Genomic DNA, 19129 nt, shown 5'->3' on the forward strand with positions numbered 1-19129 from the left:
GCCGATCACCTGTGCCATGACCACTGTGTACGCCTACGGGGCTACGCCGGGCCCCTTCCGGCGTGCCGGCTCATGATATGCCGCCTGGGCTCCAGATCCAGCTCTGCCTGGTGTAGAGCCGCTGGAGACCGGCCCTGAGCATGTTGTTGAGCGACGGGTTGCCGACGCCCTCGGCGGGCTCCCCGGTCTCCGCCACGAGCCAGCGGCAACCGGCGCTCGCGGCCTCCCGGACGCGCGCGGCGATCAGGGCCGACTGCGCCCCGCGGTTGCGGTGATCGGCGAGGACCGCTCCGGAGTTCAGCGAGGCGACCTCACCGTGGAGGAAGAGGCTGGCGCCGCCGACGATCCGGTCGCCCTCCCACGCCGCGAACGGCCGCCAGTTCGGGTGGCCGGCAACGGCCACAAGCATCTCCGCGAGACCTTCCTCCGGCATGCCGAACCCCTTCAGGACGACCGACGCCCAGGCGCGGGCGTCGCCGGGACCGACGTGCTCGATCCGCAACGCGGTCTCTCCGGCGGGTGTGAAATCCTCAATCGGGCAGGCCAGCTTCACGATGCGTCCCCCCGGCCGCAGTCCGTGGCGGCGGGCGATGTCGGCCCAGTCAGCGGGCAGTACGGAAGGGGCGATCTGGAGGACCGCTCCCACGCTGCCCTCCGAGCGGTAGAAGTCCAGTACGCGGTCGACGAGGCCGGCGGTGACCGGCTCGTCGAAGCCGAATCCGAGCGCCTTGCTCCAGTAGCCGGTCGGGTCGTGCCGCATCGACAGGGCGACACCGCCGCCGATGCGGGTGGTGGTGATTCCGAGGGCAGCCGCGATGGACGGCGGCGCGCTCGACTCGTACTGATACATGAACTCCGCCTCGACGGCTTCGGCGCGTGCGGCAAGTTCTTCGGGCATGGGGTGTTTCCTCACTGCGTGACGTGACGTCGGGGCTCGGCCCGCGGTGGGATCGCGGCAGGTGATGCGATCCACGCAGGCAAGACGCGGCGGACGCGGCGGAAGTTCGATCGGCCGGTGACTTTCTCTCAGACCGACGCGATGGCCTTACGGGGGTGGAAGAGCCGTATTCGCCGTACCCGGCCCTCTTCGAGGAAGTTCACCCATACGACCGACGGCGGGCAGTGGAAGGGGTCGTCGGGCGGGCTGATCATGTCGTCCTCCCAGATGACGATGTCGCGCCCGGCGACGACGCCGGACAGGCGATGGACGACTCCGTCGGCCAGGTCGTTCTCCATCGAGCGCACCGGATAGTCGTATCCCCGCGTGACCTTGCCCGTGGGCCAGACGGTCTCCACCGCCGGGCACCAGGAGGCCCGCAGCGCCTGGGCGAAGTAGCCGCGGCTCGCCTCCCCCAGGATTTGCTCGGCTTCGCCGCGGCGGGCCGCGGTCAGCGCGGCCACGTCGTCGTGGGCCAGGTCCGCCGTCGCGAGCAGCGCCTCCGACAGCTTGGCCCGTGCCTGGCTGAGCCTGCTGCGCACGGTGCCGACGGGAATCGCGCACACCTCCGCGATGGCCGCGTAGGTCGTGACGCCGGTGAAGTAGCGCAGCATCGCCACCAGGCGCAGGTTTGACGACAACTCGCCCATGGCGTGCCAGATCCAGTCGCGTACGGCATGCCGGTCAAGGAGTTCGTCCAGGCCCGGCACGTCCGGCAGTACGGCGACGTCGAGGGAGGACAGCGGCCGTCTTGTACGCAGTTGCGTGCGGCACGCGTTGCGAACGACCGCCTTCAGCCACGGCGCCAGGGCGTGGGGATCGCGAACGTCCCCGATGCGGCGCAACGCGATCAGCGCGGCGTCCTGGACGGCGTCTTCGGCGTCAGGCCCGTGGCCGAGGATGCTCAGCGCCACCGCGCGCATGTCCGCCTGGTGCCGCGCCAGGAGGAGCCCGAGGGCGTGAACGTCGCCGAGCTGCGCTTCGCGTACGAGATCGACGTCGGCCTGCTCCCCCTTGTGCATGCCGCCAACAGTACATAAGCCACCAAATGTCCGGATTCCGATCTAGGCGCGGCCCCGCATGGGATCGAGCCGGGGGACGCCGGGAGGAGCGTCCTCCCGGTGCTTGGCTCCTAATTACGGCCCGCACGACGACTCGACAAGGCCTTAAGAACGCTTATTTCGGATTCCGCACACAACGGCGCTCGGCGATGTCAGCTCCGCCGCCCAAATGAGCAGCGCGAATATCCAACCCACCTCGCCGGGGGCCGGACATATCCGCGCGGCGGCCCAAAAATGTTTCGTACTTAAAATCATGGGCGCGACGCGGCGCGGACCGCGCCGCTCCGGGCGTCCGGGTCCGTCGCCGGAACCGATGGCGCTCGCCCGGGCCGTGAAAGTTTCATGACGGCGAGCGGGCAACGGCCACGGCCGCTCCACCAGGCAGATGCGGACGCGACGGGCCGTCCCCCGGCGGAGTCCGGAGCGTCGAAAATGCGCACCCTTGACAGGTCTCGTCATGGTCATATTTGCTCCGCTGCACCCCGCCCCGGGCCATCCGGAAGAAGGGAGATCTGATCGCGCGGCGTTGATTCGGCGCTGACACTCCACAACCCGGCGGTCGGCCGCCGATCGGCAGAACACAGCGCCACACATCGACCCGAGCATTTACCGAGTCGGCGAAACAGAAATTCCGACCGGCCGGCGCCCTCCCCACCGGACATATGGACGGAATAGCTTCCCCATCTATGCGTGCCACCCTGACAACGACAAAGGAATGTGCGTGACGTTGAGGAATAGATCCCTCTTCACCGCTGTCGCGACCGCCGCCCTGCTGGTCCTGGCCACGGCGCAGACGGCGCTGGGTCAGAGCGCGACCAAGCCGCTCACGAATCAGCGCGCCCTCGCGGCCACCGCGGGATGCGGTAAGACGCCGACGCTGCGAAGCGGTACGCAGTCGATTACGACCAGCGGGAAGAACCGCAGTTACATCCTGCGGATCCCGGACAACTACAACAACAACAACCCCTATCGGCTGATCTTCGGATTCCACTGGAACGGAGGCACGGCAAACGACGTCGACTCCGGCGGAACCAGTGGATATCCCTGGTCCTATTACGGGCTCAGGGCACTGTCGAACAACACCACGATTTTCGTGGCGCCCCAGGGCTTCAACAATGGCTGGGCCAATTCCGGCGGTGAGGACACCGTCTTCGTCGATGACATGATCCGGCGGATCGAGTCAGATCTCTGTGTCGACACCTCCCAGCTCTTCGCCATGGGCTTCAGCTACGGCGGCGGCATGAGCTACTCGCTCGCGTGTAACCGGGCGAACGTCTTCCGCGCGGTGGCCGTCTACTCCGGCGGACAGCTCAGCGGGTGCAGCGGCGGCAACGATCCCATCGCCTACATCGGCCTGCACGGCCTCAGGGACCCGGTGCTGAACATCTCCACGGGCCGGTCGCTGCGCGACAGGTTCGTCCGGAACAACGGCTGCACGGCCCAGAACCCGCCGGAGCCCGCGCAGGGCAGCCTGACTCACATCGTCACCTACTACTCGGGGTGCCGGGCCGGATATCCGGTCGCCTGGGCGGCGTTCGACGCGGGTCACACGCCCAACCCCGTGGACGGGAAGTCGGGCGACTTGGAGCCGGGTGAGAACTCCTGGACCAGGCCGGTGGTGTGGAGCTTCTTCACGCAGTTCAGCGGCAGCAACCCGTCGCCGTCGGCGACTCCCACGAGCTCTCCCTCGAGCGCGCCCACGGGCAACCCGCCGGCGGCGGGCGCGATCCGCGGCGTGGGGTCCGGCCGGTGCCTGGATGTCAGCGGCGCCTCGCAGTCGAACGGCGCGCAGGCGCAGATCTGGGACTGCAACGGCCAGAACAACCAGCAGTGGACCCTCACCAGTGCCAGTGAGCTGCGGGTCTACGGCAACAAGTGCCTGGACGTGAACGGCGGCAGCACCGCCAACGGCGCCACGGTGATCATCTGGGACTGCAACGGGCAGAACAACCAGAAGTGGCGCTTCAACTCCGACGGCAGCATCACCGCGGTCGGCGCCAACAAGTGCCTCGACGTGCCGGGCAGCGCCACCGCCAACGGCACCAAGCTGGCCATCTGGGACTGCAACGGCGGCTCCAACCAGCGCTGGACCCGGGTCTAACAGAAATCGGCCAGGAAGTCCGGCCTCACGACCCGCCTTCGCCGGGGGGGATCCATCCCCCCGGCGAAGGCACCGGTCGTCGGGTCAGTCCCAGGTCTGCCCGGCGGGTTCCTTGATCGTGGCGTTGAGCCGGTTGAACATGTTGGTGACGGCGATGTTGAGGATGACGGCCGACAGCTGCCTCTCGTCGTAGTGGCCGGCCACCGCCTCCCACAGCTCGTCCGGCACCGCGTCACCGGACCGGTCGGCCATGTTGCGGGTCATCGCCTCGGCCAGCGCGAGCGCCGCCCGCTCGGCGTCGGTGTAGAACGGGGCCTCCTGCCAGGCGGCCACGTTGCCGACGCGCTCGTCGCTCTCCCCGGCCTTCTTCAGGTTCCGCACATGGGAGTGCACGCAGGCGCTGCATCCGTTGATCTGGCTGGCGCGCAGGGCGGTCAGCTCCAGCACCTCCTGAGGCGCGCCGCCCGAGTAGACGCCCTTCATCATCGCCTGGATGCCCTTGAGGCTCTCGGGCAGCACGTGTGCCGGGTTCTTCATTCGAGCTTCCATCACTGTTCTCCTTCTGACGACGCCGGGGCCCTGCCCCGTCACATCGGCTCGTTTTCGCGGGTCAGTGAGGTGACACACCACGAGGGGAGAATGTGACCGGTGAACGAAGCGGAGTTTCTGGCGGCTAGGTTCGAGGAGCAGCGGCCCCGCCTGCGCGCGGTGGCCCTGCGGGTGCTCGGCTCGGCGAGCGAGGCCGATGACGCCGTGCAGGAGGCATGGCTCCGGCTCAGCCGCACCGACACCGCGGAGGTGGACAACCTCGCCGGATGGCTCACCACGGTGGTGGCCCGGGTGTCGCTCAACATGTTGCGCTCCCGCGGCAACCGCCGTGAGGACCCCTGGGACGGCAACCCGACCGTTCACACCGCCGCCGCCCCGGACGGCGCCGACCCCGAGCAGCAGGCGGAGCTGGCCGACTCGGTGGGCCTGGCGCTGCTGGTGGTCCTGGACACGCTGAACCCCGCGGAACGGCTGGCGTTCGTGCTGCACGACATGTTCGCGATGCCGTTCGAGGAGATCGCCCCGATAGTGGAGCGGTCGCCGGCCGCCACCCGCCAGCTCGCCAGCCGCGCCCGCCGCCGGGTGCAGGGGGCGTCAACGGCCGGCGAACCCGACGCCGCCCGTCACCGCCGGGTCGTCGAGGCCTTCCTGGCCGCCGCACGCGGCGGCGACTTCGACGCGCTGCTCTCGCTGCTGGCCCCCGACGCCGTACTGCGCAGCGACCCCGAGGCCCAGCGGCTGGGCGCGACCGGAGCCCTCGGCGCGGACGCCATGGCCCGTAGCTTCGCCGGCCGCGCCGTGGGCGCGCATCTCGCCCTGATCGACGGCGCACCGGGCATGGCCTGGGCTCCGGGCGGGCGGCCGCGCGTCGTGTTCGACTTCACCATCACCGATGGGAAGATCACCGCGATCGACATCCTCGCCGACCCCGAACTGCTCGGACGGCTCGACGTGCGCCTGCTGGACGACTGACCCGGGACGCGCGCGGCACCCGGACGCTCTCGCGAGTGGCGTCAGCGGGTGCCGGCTCCCGGCTTGAGATATCAGGATTCGGGGTCCGGGTCCGCGGCCGTTTCGGCGGGCTTCTTCGCCCGCCCGGTCAGCAGCGCCCCCGCTCCGACAAGCACCAGCCCCGCCAGAACGACCCATATCCAACCGGGCATGCCGCCGCCCTGGTCGTCGGTCGCTCCGGTCGCGGCCACGGGCGTACCGGCCGGCGCCGGGTCGCCCGCCGCCGGAGCCGCCGACGAGCGCACGGTGAACGGGATCTCGCCCTCCACCGGATGGCCGTCGGAGGAGACGACGCGCCACGCGACGGTGTAGCCGCCGGAGGGAAGCGGCCCGGCGACATCCACCGTCACTTTGGGGCCGTCGGTCCGCGGGGCGCCCGATTCGAAGCGGCGCCCGGCCGCATCGTGGAGCACCACGACAGGGAAGCTGACGTGGGCGCTGAACTCCAGCTCGATGTGGTCGAGGCCGGAGACGACGGCGTTCTTGCCGGGTGTGCTCGCCCGCAGGCTGTCGTGTGCCAGTGCCGGCGTGGCGCATATCGCCAGCGCCGCGCACAAGAGGCCGAACAGGAGGGACGCAGTGGTGGATCGCTTCTTCATGGCATCTCCGTGTGGGGGTGCGGGAAAGACGCCCGCGATCCGGCCGCCGTCAGGGGCGGCCCATACGGGCGAGCCGTCGGCCGGTCGGCGCGAACGGCGTCCCCGCCAGGCGTACGCACGCGGGCCCCGGCCCAGAGCAGCGTGAGCAGCGTGAGCAGCGTGAGCAGCGGCACGAGCCCGTCAGCCGCGCCCGCGCCGATCCCGCGCAGGATCGACCACAGCAGCGCCTCCCCCCGCGACAGCCACCAGCCGGTGAGCAGCGCCGCGACGAGATGGGCGGTGAACATTCCCGCGTGCACACTCAGCGCGTGACCCTGGGCGTACACACTCAGCGCGTGGTCGTGCGCCCCGGGCATGGCCGCGACGGGGACGCGCGGCGCGGAGAGAGGCCGCACGGGCTGCGCGAGAAGCTCGTGCAGGAAGATCTGGGCCGCCAGGACGAGTCCGATGACGGCCGCAGGCGACCGCTCCCGGCCCGCGAGCGTGGTCGCCGCCCCCAACACGGTCAGCCCGCCCACCAGGAGGACCCAGGGGGCGAGCCCGCGCCCCCGGCGAAGCGGTGCGCGCCGACGGCGAGAAGTACGCAGACGATCGAGAAGGACCGACCGCGCGAGCCGTACGGAAAGGGAGGCACGCATGACGAAGCCGACTATTTCACACCGATCGCCCGGCCCGGCGTCAGAACATGAGCGGCTCGCGTTCGAACCCAGGCGTCAGTGGCCGCCGGTGAGCTGCCCGGCCAGGGTCTTGTGGAGTTTGGCGCTGGGCTTGTTGAGACCGACGACCGTGACCTTCTTGCCGCGCGTGGCGTACTTGTTCTCCACCGCGTCCAGGGCGGCCATGGGAATCTTCGAGACCCACTGGCCGAAGACGATGCACAGCACCATCAGAAAGACGCCGGCTGCGAAGGTGGACAGCCGCGTGCGAGCGCCGCCGGTCCTCACATTGAAGATCAAGATGGCGGCGACACGAGATCACATCGCCCGCCACCTCGGGCAACATTACGATTACTTACAGTAACGTCCCCGATGAAGTCGATCTACGAGGGCATCCTCACGACACTCGGGGGTTCACTGTTGATGTCACGACGACCCAGACTGGCGCTGACCGCGCCGGCCGGCGTCCTGTTGGCACTGCTGGCCACGCTGGGAGCGCAGGCGACGGCCGTCACCGGTGCGCACGCCGCCACCGCTGAGCGGGAGACCGCGACGCGCGCCGCCGCCCCCTGCGTACGGCAGGGGCAGGCGAACTACCCGGTCGAGTACTACTGGAAGAACGCGCTCGGCATGCGGCTGGGCAACGGGGCGGTGTCCGTCGTCACCTCTCCGTCGCTGTGGGGCGGGCAGATCACGCCGGGCGGCACCTTCACCCTCACGGTGACCCACCGCACGGCCCAGTGGCCGCTGCTGGTCAGCAGGTACACCACGATGTGGGACCTGTCGTCGTTGCTGGCCAACGCCGACATCATCGGCCAGTCGGGCGCCGGCACCGTCTCCGGCACCACGTTGGCGATCACCTCGGCGGGCGTCAAGAGCGACCCGGCGCCGAAGGTCATCATATTCCGGGTCAAGCCGGGCACGGTCGGGCGCAGCATGACCATCCGGCCGACCGGGATCAACAGCGTCGTCGCCGCACCGGGGCAGCTCGGAAACAACACGCCCGCCCCGCCGATCCAGATCGTCAACGGGCAGTCCATCTCGCCCACCAGGGCCGTCGACGACACCGCCACCACCGGGCAGGGCACGCCCGTCACCGTGGACGTCCTGGCCAACGACACCGCGACCGCGCCGGCGATCAGCGGTGTGACCAAGCCCGGTCACGGCACCGCGACGATCTCCGGCGGCAAGGTGGTCTACACGCCCGACCCGAGCTTCGCCGGCGTCGACACCTTCTCTTACACCGTCACCACCGCCTGCGGGACCGGCACCGCCACGGTCACCGTCACCGCGAGCTGTGACTACGTCCCGGTCAACCTGGTCAACGGCAGCTTCGAGGCGCCGCCCGTGGCCACGGCCGACTGGAACATCCCCGACGCGTCCACCAACCCGGGCGTCGGCTGGCACACCACCGCCGCGGACCGCAAACTGGAGTTCTGGCGGAGCGGTGCGGGTGAAGGGCCGTCAGCCGACGGGCAGCAGTTCGCCGAACTCAACGCCAGCTATGTGTCCACGCTCTACCAGGACCTGCCGACCGTCCCGGGCACACGGATGACCTGGTCGCTGTATCACCGCGGCCGCCTCGGCACCGACGTGATGCAGGTGCTCATCGGCGCGCCGGGCGCGGCCGTGCCGCAGACGCCGACCGGGGCCGCCACCCCGGACCTCTCCGACGACAAGACCGCCTGGGGCCACTACACCGGCGTGTACGTCGTCCCGCCGGGGCAGACCGTCACGCGGTTCGCCTTCCACTCGGTGTCGGCCGCCGGCGGCAGCCCGACGGCCGGCAACTTCCTGGACGGCGTGACGTTCACCACGCCGACCTGCCTCAACACGGCCAAGAGCGTCGTGAAGGCGAGTGGATCCCCGGGCGCGCAGATCAAGCCGGGCGACATCCTGGAGTACACCTTCACCACCACCAACACCGGGCCCACTGCCATGGTCGGCGCCACTCTTCATGACCCCGTGCCCAACGGTGGCCGGTACGTGCCCGGAAGCACCACGCTCAACGGAGCGGCCGTGCCCGACGCCGGCGGCGGGTCCCCGTACGCCGCTCCGGCCCCGATCAACGGCCCCAACGCCACACGCGGCATGGTGGCTCCGGGAGCGACCGCGGTGGTGAGATATCGGGTCGAGGTCGACCCCGGCGCCCCGCCGACCGGGATCGAGAACTGCGGCACCGCCGCGGCGGAGAACGTCATCCAGCCGCAGCGATCCTGCGCCCTGATCAGCTGATCTCCGGGTCGCCGTCCACGGCCGCGCGTGCATCACGGTGGTCGCCGACGCGGTTGAGAACTGCGGCGGCGACCACCGCCCCGGCCATGGGCGCGAGCAGGTAGACCCACAGGAAGTCGAGGTGACCGGAGACGATCGCCGGCCCGAACTGCCGCGCCGGATTGACCGATCCGCCCGTGACGGTGCCCAGGCAGGCGATCGCCGTACCGACCAGAAGCCCGACCAGCCAGGGCACGAACGGCACCAGCCGGGGTTTCCGCAGGAACGTGCCGACGAGGGTGACGACGACGCCCATGCTGACGGCCTCGGCCGCGAACAGCTCGGCGTCCGACCAGCCGGGGCCCGGCCGCAGCACGGCGTACGCCACCGGCGGCCGCCCGGTCGTCGGACCCCACACCGCGCGCGCCGCGAGGACGCCCAGCGCCGACCCGGCCAGCTGTGCCGCGATGTACGGCAACACGGCCGCGCCGGGGAAGACACCGAGGCGCCACATGGCGAGGGAGATCGCCGGATTGGTGTGCGCTCCCGAGACCTTCCCCGGCCGGCTGAGGATGAGCCCTGCCATCAGCGGACCCACACAGGCGCCGATCAGCAGCAGCCGCAGATGGATCCCCGGGATCGCGTGGGCGATGGGCGAGGGCCCCATGACCCAGCGAGTGATCGTCGTCACCGCGAACAGCACTGCGAACGTCAACAGGAACTCCAGCCCGCTGTTGATCGCGATCGTGCCCGCCGCCGGTGCGACGCCCCGCTCCCGAAGGGGGCGTCGCACCGGCTGGGCGGTAGGGGTCACTTCTTGACGAAGCCCGCGCTGACGTAGTTGACGCCCTGCCCCCAGGCGCCCATGTGGTCCTTGACGATGGTGTTGACGGCGTCGTACGTCTCCACCCGCGCCCAGTCCCGCTGCAGCTCCGACAGCACGCTCGCGGTGCTGACGGGAACGATGCCCTTCTGGGTCATCCGGATGATCGCGGCGTCGTGCGCCGCGGTGCTGGAGCCCGCGGAGGAGTCGATGACGGCGAAGACCTCATACCCCGCCTCGGCCGCGGACAGCGCGGGGAAGGCCAGGCAGACCTCGGTCCACAGACCGGCGATGATCAGGCGGCGCCGGCCGGTGGCCTCCACCGCGGCCCGGAACGCCCCGTCCTGCCAGGCGTTGATGTGGGAGCGGTCGATGACCTCGATGTCCGGGAAGACGCGGGTGATCTCCGGGATCAGCGGTCCGGAGAAGGTGTCGGCCGCGATGGACGTGAGCACCGTGGGGATGTTGAACACCTTGGCCATCTTGGCCAGGGCGGTCACGTTGTTGACCAGGCTCTGCGGGTCGGCGCTGCGCGCCCCGAAGATCATCTGGGGCTGGTGGTCAACGAGGAGCAGAGCGCTGTCCTGAGGGGTGAACAGGCTGGCGATCGCGCTGTCGGGCAGGTCCTGCGGGGTGGCGGTGGTGGACATGGGGATACCTCTTCACGAGTAGGTACGAATGGATAGCGACTATCCATTGGATGGCGCCTTCCGAGAAGCTAGCGCGAGTGACTGGTAATGCGCAAGTCGCTATCCATTGGTAAGCTGGCTGCGTGTCCACATACGAGCCTGACTTCTGCCCTCGCTACCACCAGGCCGTTGAGATGATCGGCCGCCGGTGGGCCGGGGTGATCCTGCGCGAGCTGCTCCGGGGCGCCACCCGCTTCCGGCAGATCAGCGACGCCATCCCCGACATCACCGACAAGCTGCTCTCCGAACGGCTCAAGCGCTTCGAGAGCGAGGGCGTCGTCGAGCGCGTCGTGCTCCCGACCACTCCCGTGACCATCGAGTACCGGCTCACGGACAAGGGCCGCGCCCTGGAGGCCGCCGTGCGGGAGCTGTCCGTCTGGGCCGAGACGTGGCTGCCGGTCGACGCGGAAACGGCCCCGGTCCGCTGACCCCCTGACACGGGCCGAGCCCGGCACTCCCGTCGTTTCGACGGGGGTGCCGGGCTCGGCGTCTTCCGCTTGGGTATCCGGATATCAGGGGCTGGTGCAGGTCACGGTCGGGGTGGCCGCGGATCCGTTGGCGAGGAACCCGAAGCTGGTGGACGCGCCCGCGGCGACCGAGCCGTTGTAGGACACGTTGCGGACGGTCACGTTGGAGCCGGAGGTGCTCAGGTCACCGCTCCACGCCTGGCTGATCGTCTGCCCGCCGGTCCAGGTCCACTTCACCGTCCAGCCGTTGATCGCCGAGCTGCCCGCACGGACGGTCACGTTCGACTGGAACCCGCCCGGCCAGCTGTTGACCGTCTCGATCGTCGCCGAACACGCACCGGAGTCCGGAGGCGGAGACGACGACGGGGACACCGAGGGAGACGCCGAGGGGGACGCCGAAGGAGACACGGACGGCGAAGCCGAAGGAGACGCCGACGGGGACGCCGACGGAGAGACGCTCGGCGACACCGAGGGAGACGGGCTCACGGTCGGAGCGGCGTTGAGGGCGTTCAGCACCGAGGTGTAGGCGGGCTTCTTGTTGCCGTTGCCGTCGAACAGCAGCGGGGTGTCACCCGAACGCCAGGAGTCGCTGTCGCGAACACCCCAGACGGTCATGCCGTTACACCGGGGGACGGCCAGGCAGTCGTTGGTGATGTTGGCGTACGTCGTGGCCGAGGCGCCCTGGACGTCCAGTTCGGTGATCTGGACGTCGACCCCGAGAGCGGCGAAGCTCTGCAAGGTCGTGCGGAAGTTGCTGTTGTAGGCGCTGCCGCTGTTGAAGTGGGACTGGAAGCCGACGCAGTCGATCGGCACGCCGCGCGACTTGAAGTCCTTGACCATGTTGTAGACGCCCTGCGTCTTGGCCCAGGTCCAGTTCTCGATGTTGTAGTCGTTGTAGCAGAGCTTGGCGGCGGGGTCGGCGGCCCGCGCGGTGCGGAAGGCCACCTCGATCCAGTCGTTGCCGGTCCGCTGGAGGTTGGAGTCACGTCGGCCGCCGCCGCTGTCGGCGTAGGCCTCGTTGACGACGTCCCAGCTGTAGATCTTGCCCTTGTAGTGGGCCATCACGCCGTTGATGTGGTTGATCATCGCCGAGCGCAGGTCGCTGCCCGACAGCGACTGCATCCAGCCCGGCTGCTGGCCGTGCCAGGCCAGCGTGTGCCCACGGACGCGCTTGCCGTTCTGCACGGCCCAGTTGTAGACCCGGTCGCCCTGGGTGAAGTTGAACTGGTTGCGGTTGGGCTCGGTCGCGTCGATCTTCATCTCGTTCTCGGGCGTCACCATGTTGAACTCGCGGTTCGCGATGGTGGTGTAGGCCGAGTCACCGAGCCTGCCGGCGGCGATGGCGGTGCCGAAATAGCGGCCGCTCTGCGCCGCCGCCGCGCCGAGCGTGCTCGCCGCCGCGTCGGCGGGGACCTGCGCCGTCAGCACCGATGCGACACCGAGCACGCCGAGCGCGCCGGCGATCAGAGCCCGCCGCAGACCACCGGCCGACTGCCGGGTTCCAGGCGGCGTTAAGGCGTTTGCGCCCATGCCTGAGCCTCCATTACTAATTCATGCGAAAAGGGGATAGACCGCGCGAATCGACGCCGCGTCCCGCATCGGGGGACGCACACCACAGTGACGTCCAACATGGCGGCCCCCTGCCCGTGTACCACCACCTGACAGGGGGAGGCCGCCTCGGGACTCAGTGTGGAAACCGACCCGAAACATGTCAAGGCCCTTCTGAAAGTTTTCGGAGGGCCCCCGCGTCCCGGGGCATCGCCCGGCCGTTTCCCCATGCCCGCTCCGCTTCTGAAAACTTGCGGGGACATCGCCGCACAGGGGCGGGGCGCCACTGGGTGAAATTTTCACCATCGAGCCCGTGCGGACCGAGCTCGGCGTCGCTCGATAACGCCAGTTGAGCCGTGCCCGGCTCAACCACCCGCCCGCACGACGCGCGCGGGCCGCTTGACGGGTCCATCGCCGCTCGTATTTGCTCCCCCCACACCACCACCTCCGCCCGCCCATGGAGAAAGGAACGCGGCAGACAGAAAGAACGTCGGCGCCGACCACCCGGCGCCTCGTCCAGAGAACGCCCCCGGAGTCCACCCGCGAGGGTGCCCCGCCGCCTGCCGGTGGCATGCCGGTGCTACAAGGGAAAGACGTGGCCGGCGTTGAGGGGGGCTCGGCGATGGCCGGTGAGCGCTGGCAGTTCTGGATCGACCGCGGTGGCACGTTCACCGACGTCGTCGCGCGACGCCCGGACGGCCGGCTGGTCACGCGCAAGCTGCTGTCGGACGACCCGGCACGCTACGCCGACGCGGCGGTGGAGGGAATCAGGCGCGTTCTCGGAGTGCCCGGCGGTGCGCCCGTCCCGGTCGAGCGGATCGAGGCCGTGCGGATGGGCACCACGGTGGCCACCAACGCGCTGCTGGAGCGTACGGGCGAGCGCGTGGCCCTGGTGATCACCAAGGGGTTCGGCGACGCGCTCCGGATCGGCTACCAGGACCGGCCGCGGATCTTCGACCGGCGCATCGTGCTGCCGGAGATGCTGTATGAACGCGTGATCGAGGTGGACGAGCGGATCACCGCGGAGGGGCAGCTGCTCCGCCCGCCGGACCTGGACGCCCTCGCCGCCGAGCTGCGGCAGGCCCGCCACGACGGGATCCGGGCGCTGGCCGTCGTCTGCCTGCACAGCCACCTGCACCCCGCGCACGAGCGGGAGATCGGCCGGCTGGCGCGGCGGCTCGGCTTCGACCAGGTCTCCTGTTCGAGCGAGGTCAGCCCGTTGATGAAGCTGGTGCCCCGCGGCGACACCACCGTGGTCGACGCGTACCTCTCGCCGGTGCTCGACCGGTACGTCCGGTCGGTGGCACGGGAGCTGCCCGGCGTGCGGCTGATGTTCATGCAGTCGAACGGCGGGCTGGCGGAGGCCGGGCACTTCCGCGGCAAGGACGCCGTCCTGTCCGGCCCGGCGGGCGGCATCGTCGGCATGGCCCGCATGTCCCGGCTGGCGGGCTTCGACCGGGTGATCGGCTTCGACATGGGCGGGACCTCGACCGACGTGTCCCACTACGCCGGCGAGTTCGAGCGGGTGCCGCGGAGCCAGGTGGCCGGCGTACGGCTGTGCGCGCCGATGCTGGCGATCCACACGGTCGCGGCGGGCGGCGGGTCGATCCTCCGCTTCGACGGCGGCCGATACCGCGTGGGGCCCGACTCCGCGGGCGCCGATCCGGGGCCGGCCTGCTACCGCAACGGCGGTCCGTTGTGCGTCACCGACTCGAACGTGATGCTCGGCCGGATCCAGCCCCGGTGCTTCCCCCGGGTGTTCGGGCCGGGCGGCGACCAGCCGCTCGACGCCGAGCGGGTCCGGCGCGGGTTCGCCGAGCTGGCCGCGGACATCCGCCGGAGCACCGGCGACACGCGGACCCCCGAGCAGGTCGCCGAGGGCTACCTGCGAGTCGCGGTCGCGAACATCGCCAACGCGGTGAAACAGATCTCGGTGCGGAAGGGCCACGATGTCAACGATTACGCCCTCACCACCTTCGGCGGCGCAGGCGGGCAGCACGCCTGCATGGTGGCCGACGTGCTCGGCATACGCACCGTGCTGGTGCCGCCCATGGCCGGCGTGCTGTCGGCCCTCGGCATCGGCGTGGCCGACACCACCGTGATGCGTGAGCAGTCGGTCGAGGCCCGCCTCGGCCCGGACGTCGTACGGCGCCTGGCCGATCTGGCGGACGGCCTGGAGTCGGCGGCCCGCCGGGAAGTGCTGGACGAGGGGGTGCCGCCGGAACGGATCCGGGTGGCCCGCCGGGTGCGGCTCCGCTACGACGGCACCGACACGCCCGTGCAGGTCGGCCTGACCGGGCTCCGGGAGATGACGGCGGACTTCGAGACCCGCCACCGCCGGACGTACTCCTTCCTGATGGACCGGCCGCTGATCGCCGAAGCGGTCTCGGTCGAGGCGATCGGCCTGACCGAGACGCCGGCGATCCCGGCGCCCCCGACGACGCCGGAGCCACCGGAGCCGCGGAAGCCGCGCGAGGCGGGCAGGGTGCGCCTGTACACGGGCGGCCGATGGCGCGACGTCCCCCTCTACGAGCGCGGGAGCCTCCGCCCCGGCGACGCGCTGGACGGCCCGGCGATCGTGGCCGAGGACGACGCCACGACCGTGGTCGACGACGGCTGGCGGGCGGCGGTCACGCCGGGCGGGCACCTGCTCCTGGAGCGGGCGCACGCTCCCTCGGCCGCGCCGGACGCCACCACCGCGGCCGATCCGGTCATGCTGGAGATCTTCAACAACCTCTTCATGTCGATCGCCGAGCAGATGGGCGCCCGGCTTGAGGCCACCGCGCAGTCGGTGAACATCCGGGAGCGGCTGGACTTCTCCTGCGCGCTGTTCGACCCCCGCGGCAACCTGATCGCCAACGCGCCGCACATCCCCGTGCACCTCGGGTCGATGGGCGCCTGCGTCAAGGAGGTGATCCGCCGCCGCGGCGCCGCCATGAGGCCCGGGGACGTGTACGCGATCAACGACCCGTACCACGGCGGCACCCACCTGCCCGACATCACCGTGATCACCCCGGTCTTCGGCACCGGACGTCCGGAGATCCTCTTCTACGTGGCCTCCCGCGGGCACCACGCCGAGATCGGCGGGATCAGCCCCGGCTCCATGCCCGCGGACAGCCGGAGCGTCCACGAGGAGGGCGTGCTGTTCGACAACTGGCTGCTCGCGGAGCGGGGCGCCGTCCGCGAGGAGGAGACGCTGCGGCTGCTCACCGAGGCGCCGCACCCCTCCCGCGACCCGGCGACCAACCTGGCCGACCTGCGGGCCCAGATCGCCGCGAACGCCAAGGGCATCGAGGAGGTCGGCAAGATGATCGATCACTTCGGGCTCGATGTGGTGCGGGCGTACATGCGGCATGTGCAGGGCAACGCCGAGAACGCGGTGCGCCGGGTGATCGGCGCCCTCGCCGACGGCGAGCACCGCTACGTGATGGACTCGGGCGCGGTGATCGCGGTGCGCGTCCTGGTGGACCGCGCCGGGCGGACCGCGACCGTCGACTTCACCGGCACCTCCCCGCAGCTGACCACGAACTTCAACGCGCCGTCGTCCGTGGTCACCGCGGCCGTGCTGTACGTCTTCCGGACCCTGGTGGCCGACGACATCCCGCTCAACGACGGATGCCTGCGCCCGCTGCGCGTCATCGTGCCCGAGGGCTCGATGCTGGCGCCCGTGTATCCCGCCCCGGTCGTCGCCGGGAACGTCGAGACCTCCCAGGCGATCACGGGCGCGCTCTACGCCGCGCTCGGTGTGCAGGCCGAGGGGTCGGGGACGATGAACAACGTCAGCTTCGGCGGCGAACGGCACCAGTACTACGAGACGGTCGCCTCCGGCTCGGGCGCCGGGGACGGCTTCGACGGGGCACCGGCGGTGCAGACGCACATGACGAACTCCCGGCTGACCGATCCCGAGGTGCTGGAATGGCGCTTCCCCGTGCTGGTCGAGGAGTTCGCCGTCCGGCGCGGCAGCGGCGGAGCCGGGCGCTGGCGGGGCGGCGACGGGGCCGTCCGCCGCATCCGGTTCCGCGAGCCGATGACCGTCACCGTCCTGTCGGGGCACCGCCGGGTCCCGCCGTACGGCATGGCCGGCGGCCGGCCCGGGGCGCTCGGCGTCAACCTCGTCCGCCGGGCCGGCGGCGCGGTGGTCGAGCTCGCCGGCTGCGACACGATCGAGGTGGGGCCGGGCGACCAGCTGGTGATCGAGACGCCGGGTGGCGGCGGGTACGGCGTCCCGCCCGGCCGGCCCGAGCGAGGGAGGCGGTGACGCGGACGGCGCATCCGGATGTTCCCGCCTCGGGGGTCACCTGACCGCCCTCGCCGGCCGCCGACGCCGCCGCCCCACGGACGACCCGGGCAGCACCAGCCGCCTGTGGATCAGATGGAGCAGACCGGCGCCCGGCCGGACGGCCACGAACCAGGCGAGCGCCAGCGCGGCCGGGACGCCCGTCCACCACCCGAACACGTCGATCAGCAGGCCGGCCGCGACGGCCAGGGCGAGCACGACCGGCAGACCGGCGAGCATCAGCAGCGTCCTCCCCGCCGGACCGGGAACGGCGGAGACCTGACCGCCCGCCCTGGCCAGCCGGTGCCCCTCCCCCAGCCACGCCGACATCATCATGGCGAGCACGACCAGCATCACGCTCATGCCCGCGAGCGTGTACGCGACGGGAGAGGTGAACCAACGGGCCGCCAGGCCGAGCGCCTGAGCCGGGGACGGATGCTCGGGCCAGTTCCCGAACGCGGCGCGGTCGGGCGACAGGAAGCGCTGGTAGCCCCGGCCGTCCCAGCCGTGGACGAGGACGAAGAACATCGCGCCGTAGCCGAGCAGCGGCTGGAGGAACATGAGATAGCCGCCGAGCCGCCGGGCGACGCGATATCCGATGACGGCCAGGCCGACGTCGGCCGCCGCGAACAACGCCACCAGCCAGGGAGCCAGCGCGGTGTGATCGCGAGCGACCTGCATGGTCTCCCAGTCCGGATATCTCCAGAGCAGCCAGATCCCGCTCGGCGCGAACAGCAGCGAGCTGAAGAGCACGGCCCCGGTGAGATGCGGGTCCGACCAGCGAGGAGCCGGGCGGGGGCCCGCGCACGCCTGCCACGACGAGGCGGCCGCCAGGCCGGCCCCGATGGCGTACGACCAGAAGACGTCGACCTGGACCATCGGGCTACTTCGGCGCGTCGACGGCGATGAAGGCGACGCCGCCGCTGCCCTGGACGCCGCCCAGGCCCTTGCTGGAGCACTGGCTGATGTCGGAGGTGGGCGTCGCCTTCCCGGCGATCCGCTTGCCCTTCATCTTTCCTTCCGTCACCTCGCCGACCAGCAGCATGTCGCCCGGGTTGAACGAGGGGATCGCGTCGAGGTTGGGCCGGATCGTGGAGGTGCCCAGCGTCTGGCCCTGGGCGTCCTTCCAGGTGATGGTGCCCGTGCCGGTGACGTTCTGGACTCCGGTGCACGACACCGGCCCGCTGCCCTGGAGGGTCACCTTCCCGGTGCTGAGCTTGGGGAAGCTCCCGTCCGGCGAGGTGCAGCCGGTCAGCGTCAGGGCGCCCTTGGCGGTCACGGTGTGCGACGCCTGGGCCACCGGCGGGTCGAACGTGATCGACGGAGCGGTGGCGGCCGCGCACGTCAGCACCGTGTGTCCGCCGGCCTGGCCCGGCGACGGGTCCGCGACGGGACGGCCGGCCGCGGACGCGCGGCCCGGCGCCCCCTCGGCCGTCGACGGGGCGACCACCAGGGCCACGCCCAGGACGGCCACCGCCGCGGCGCCGAGACCGCGGGAGACGTGGGGGCGAGCAGGAGGAACGTTCATGTGCGTCTCCCAAGTAGATAACCGTGGGTAATTGATTTTCCACAATGGGTAACACGCCGAGGCGTGGTTTGGCGCGGGACACGCGGGGGCGCGACCGGCCAAGCAGGTCTCCGCCCACGAGATCATGTAGGGGCCGGAGTTCTCCCTGCCCCCCGCACCCCAAGGAACCCCCAGGCATGAGCGCCATCTACGACCAGGCCGACGGCGAGAGAATCGCGGTCGGCGGCAGCGGTGACTCCGTGAGCATCGTCAACCGCTCAGGGCGGATCGTCATCGCGAAGAACGACGTCCGCCGGTTCGCCGAGCGGGTCCTCGCGGCGGCGGGCAGGGTGGCCGTCATCCTGTTCCCGCCGGCCCTGCGCAAGGAGACCCTGTCGGTGTGCGGCGCGTCGGGGCAGTGGAAGGTCGGCGTCTCACCGAAGAACGGCGCCCGGGTCGTCGTCGAGGTCGATCCCATGGGTCTCGGGCCGGTCGAAGCGTACGAGCTCGCCGCCGCGGTCGCCGTGGCCGCGCGCCACGTCGGCGACGCGGGAGAGGCCGACCGGCGCATGACGGCGAGGATCCGGGAGGTCATCGAGGCCAACCGGGGCCGGAACGCGGAGGAGGTCGCGGCGGAGATCGTGGCCCAGGTCCTGGACGCCACCTGACCGGGACGGATCCCGCCACCGGC

Annotated in this window: 17 protein-coding genes; 6 read left to right on the forward strand and 11 right to left on the reverse strand. The window is 70.8% G+C overall.

All coding sequences use genetic code 11. The features are described from left to right. Positions 1 to 70 precede the first annotated feature (70 nt). Both JOL79_RS11845 and JOL79_RS11850 read right to left on the reverse strand, forming a co-directional pair. Positions 71 to 898, reverse strand: coding sequence for a GNAT family N-acetyltransferase (locus tag JOL79_RS11845; protein WP_210155806.1), 828 nt, complete (start codon positions 896 to 898; stop codon positions 71 to 73). Positions 899 to 1026: 128 nt separating this feature from the next. After that, on the reverse strand, positions 1027 to 1959 hold the full coding sequence (locus tag JOL79_RS11850) for an RNA polymerase sigma factor (protein WP_210155807.1): 933 nt from the start codon (positions 1957 to 1959) through the stop codon (positions 1027 to 1029). A gap of 760 nt (positions 1960 to 2719) precedes the next feature. Here JOL79_RS11850 and JOL79_RS11855 point away from each other — a divergent pair. Next, positions 2720 to 4099, forward strand: coding sequence for a lectin (locus JOL79_RS11855; RefSeq protein WP_307848491.1), 1380 nt, complete (start codon positions 2720 to 2722; stop codon positions 4097 to 4099). A gap of 84 nt (positions 4100 to 4183) precedes the next feature. Here the strand turns inward: JOL79_RS11855 and JOL79_RS11860 are convergent, their stop codons facing one another. After that, positions 4184 to 4648, reverse strand: coding sequence for a carboxymuconolactone decarboxylase family protein (locus JOL79_RS11860; protein ID WP_210155808.1), 465 nt, complete (start codon positions 4646 to 4648; stop codon positions 4184 to 4186). A 99-nt stretch (positions 4649 to 4747) separates the two neighbouring features. On the opposite strand from JOL79_RS11860, the gene JOL79_RS11865 reads away from it, so the two are divergent. Further along, positions 4748 to 5620 carry a sigma-70 family RNA polymerase sigma factor gene (locus JOL79_RS11865; protein ID WP_210155809.1) on the forward strand — a complete coding sequence of 291 codons (873 nt, stop codon included), beginning with the start codon at positions 4748 to 4750 and terminating at the stop codon, positions 5618 to 5620. Between the two features lie 71 nt (positions 5621 to 5691). Here JOL79_RS11865 and JOL79_RS11870 read toward each other — a convergent pair whose 3' ends face one another. The 3 genes from JOL79_RS11870 to JOL79_RS11880 all read right to left on the reverse strand — a co-directional run bounded on the left by JOL79_RS11870 (position 5692) and on the right by JOL79_RS11880 (position 7202). Then, positions 5692 to 6258, reverse strand: coding sequence for a copper resistance CopC family protein (locus JOL79_RS11870; protein WP_210155810.1), 567 nt, complete (start codon positions 6256 to 6258; stop codon positions 5692 to 5694). Further along, the gene (locus JOL79_RS11875) at positions 6255 to 6896 is read right to left on the reverse strand and encodes a hypothetical protein (RefSeq protein ID WP_210155811.1); all 642 of its coding nucleotides are present in this window, start codon (positions 6894 to 6896) and stop codon (positions 6255 to 6257) included. The genes JOL79_RS11870 and JOL79_RS11875 overlap by 4 nt, the downstream gene beginning before the upstream one ends. A 75-nt stretch (positions 6897 to 6971) precedes the next feature. Further along, positions 6972 to 7202 carry a hypothetical protein gene (locus JOL79_RS11880; RefSeq protein WP_210155812.1) on the reverse strand — a complete coding sequence of 77 codons (231 nt, stop codon included), beginning with the start codon at positions 7200 to 7202 and terminating at the stop codon, positions 6972 to 6974. Between the two features lie 84 nt (positions 7203 to 7286). Between JOL79_RS11880 and JOL79_RS11885 the strand changes: the two genes are divergently transcribed. After that, the gene (locus JOL79_RS11885; protein ID WP_210155813.1) at positions 7287 to 9149 is read left to right on the forward strand and encodes an Ig-like domain-containing protein; all 1863 of its coding nucleotides are present in this window, start codon (positions 7287 to 7289) and stop codon (positions 9147 to 9149) included. Here the strand turns inward: JOL79_RS11885 and JOL79_RS11890 are convergent. After that, a complete protein-coding gene (locus JOL79_RS11890; protein ID WP_210155814.1) occupies positions 9142 to 9921 on the reverse strand; it encodes an MIP/aquaporin family protein in 780 nt (259 codons plus the stop codon). The two genes, JOL79_RS11885 and JOL79_RS11890, sit on opposite strands and share 8 nt — an antisense overlap. A gap of 17 nt (positions 9922 to 9938) precedes the next feature. After that, positions 9939 to 10601 (reverse strand): hydrolase, encoded by a 663-nt coding sequence (locus JOL79_RS11895; protein WP_210155815.1) that lies wholly within the window; start codon positions 10599 to 10601, stop codon positions 9939 to 9941. Between the two features lie 122 nt (positions 10602 to 10723). Between JOL79_RS11895 and JOL79_RS11900 the strand changes: the two genes are divergently transcribed. Beyond that, positions 10724 to 11068 carry a winged helix-turn-helix transcriptional regulator gene (locus JOL79_RS11900; RefSeq protein WP_210155816.1) on the forward strand — a complete coding sequence of 115 codons (345 nt, stop codon included), beginning with the start codon at positions 10724 to 10726 and terminating at the stop codon, positions 11066 to 11068. A gap of 84 nt (positions 11069 to 11152) precedes the next feature. On the opposite strand, the gene JOL79_RS11905 is transcribed toward JOL79_RS11900, so the two are convergent. After that, positions 11153 to 12637 carry a glycoside hydrolase family 10 protein gene (locus JOL79_RS11905; protein ID WP_210155817.1) on the reverse strand — a complete coding sequence of 495 codons (1485 nt, stop codon included), beginning with the start codon at positions 12635 to 12637 and terminating at the stop codon, positions 11153 to 11155. Positions 12638 to 13250: 613 nt separating this feature from the next. On the opposite strand from JOL79_RS11905, the gene JOL79_RS34985 reads away from it, so the two are divergent. Beyond that, positions 13251 to 16913, forward strand: a complete 3663-nt coding sequence (locus JOL79_RS34985; RefSeq protein WP_307848492.1) for a hydantoinase B/oxoprolinase family protein — start codon at positions 13251 to 13253, stop codon at positions 16911 to 16913. Positions 16914 to 16949: 36 nt separating this feature from the next. On the opposite strand, the gene JOL79_RS11915 is transcribed toward JOL79_RS34985, so the two are convergent. Both JOL79_RS11915 and JOL79_RS11920 read right to left on the reverse strand, forming a co-directional pair. Beyond that, entirely contained in the window at positions 16950 to 17810 is an 861-nt protein-coding gene (locus JOL79_RS11915) for a hypothetical protein (protein ID WP_210155818.1), read from the reverse strand. 4 nt (positions 17811 to 17814) lie between these two features. Next, on the reverse strand, positions 17815 to 18459 hold the full coding sequence (locus JOL79_RS11920; protein WP_210155819.1) for a hypothetical protein: 645 nt from the start codon (positions 18457 to 18459) through the stop codon (positions 17815 to 17817). 176 nt (positions 18460 to 18635) lie between these two features. Between JOL79_RS11920 and JOL79_RS11925 the strand changes: the two genes are divergently transcribed. Further along, a complete protein-coding gene (locus tag JOL79_RS11925; RefSeq protein WP_210155820.1) occupies positions 18636 to 19106 on the forward strand; it encodes a hypothetical protein in 471 nt (156 codons plus the stop codon). Positions 19107 to 19129 lie beyond the last annotated feature (23 nt).

This window comes from Microbispora oryzae, assembly GCF_017896165.1.
GTDB classification, from domain to species: Bacteria; Actinomycetota; Actinomycetes; order Streptosporangiales; family Streptosporangiaceae; genus Microbispora; species Microbispora oryzae.

What these genes read in the sequence shown, in the direction of transcription:
- JOL79_RS11850 (WP_210155807.1), bottom strand. Translation starts at nt 1,959, where the DNA reads ATGCACAAGGGGGAGCAGGCCGACGTCGATCTCGTACGCGAAGCGCAG.
- JOL79_RS11905 (WP_210155817.1), bottom strand. Translation starts at nt 12,637, where the DNA reads ATGGGCGCAAACGCCTTAACGCCGCCTGGAACCCGGCAGTCGGCCGGT.
- JOL79_RS11860 (WP_210155808.1), bottom strand. Translation starts at nt 4,648, where the DNA reads ATGGAAGCTCGAATGAAGAACCCGGCACACGTGCTGCCCGAGAGCCTC.
- JOL79_RS11845 (WP_210155806.1), bottom strand. Translation starts at nt 898, where the DNA reads ATGCCCGAAGAACTTGCCGCACGCGCCGAAGCCGTCGAGGCGGAGTTC.
- JOL79_RS11885 (WP_210155813.1), top strand. Translation starts at nt 7,287, where the DNA reads ATGAAGTCGATCTACGAGGGCATCCTCACGACACTCGGGGGTTCACTG.
- JOL79_RS11870 (WP_210155810.1), bottom strand. Translation starts at nt 6,258, where the DNA reads ATGAAGAAGCGATCCACCACTGCGTCCCTCCTGTTCGGCCTCTTGTGC.
- JOL79_RS11875 (WP_210155811.1), bottom strand. Translation starts at nt 6,896, where the DNA reads ATGCGTGCCTCCCTTTCCGTACGGCTCGCGCGGTCGGTCCTTCTCGAT.
- JOL79_RS11895 (WP_210155815.1), bottom strand. Translation starts at nt 10,601, where the DNA reads ATGTCCACCACCGCCACCCCGCAGGACCTGCCCGACAGCGCGATCGCC.
- JOL79_RS11915 (WP_210155818.1), bottom strand. Translation starts at nt 17,810, where the DNA reads ATGGTCCAGGTCGACGTCTTCTGGTCGTACGCCATCGGGGCCGGCCTG.
- JOL79_RS11925 (WP_210155820.1), top strand. Translation starts at nt 18,636, where the DNA reads ATGAGCGCCATCTACGACCAGGCCGACGGCGAGAGAATCGCGGTCGGC.
- JOL79_RS11920 (WP_210155819.1), bottom strand. Translation starts at nt 18,459, where the DNA reads ATGAACGTTCCTCCTGCTCGCCCCCACGTCTCCCGCGGTCTCGGCGCC.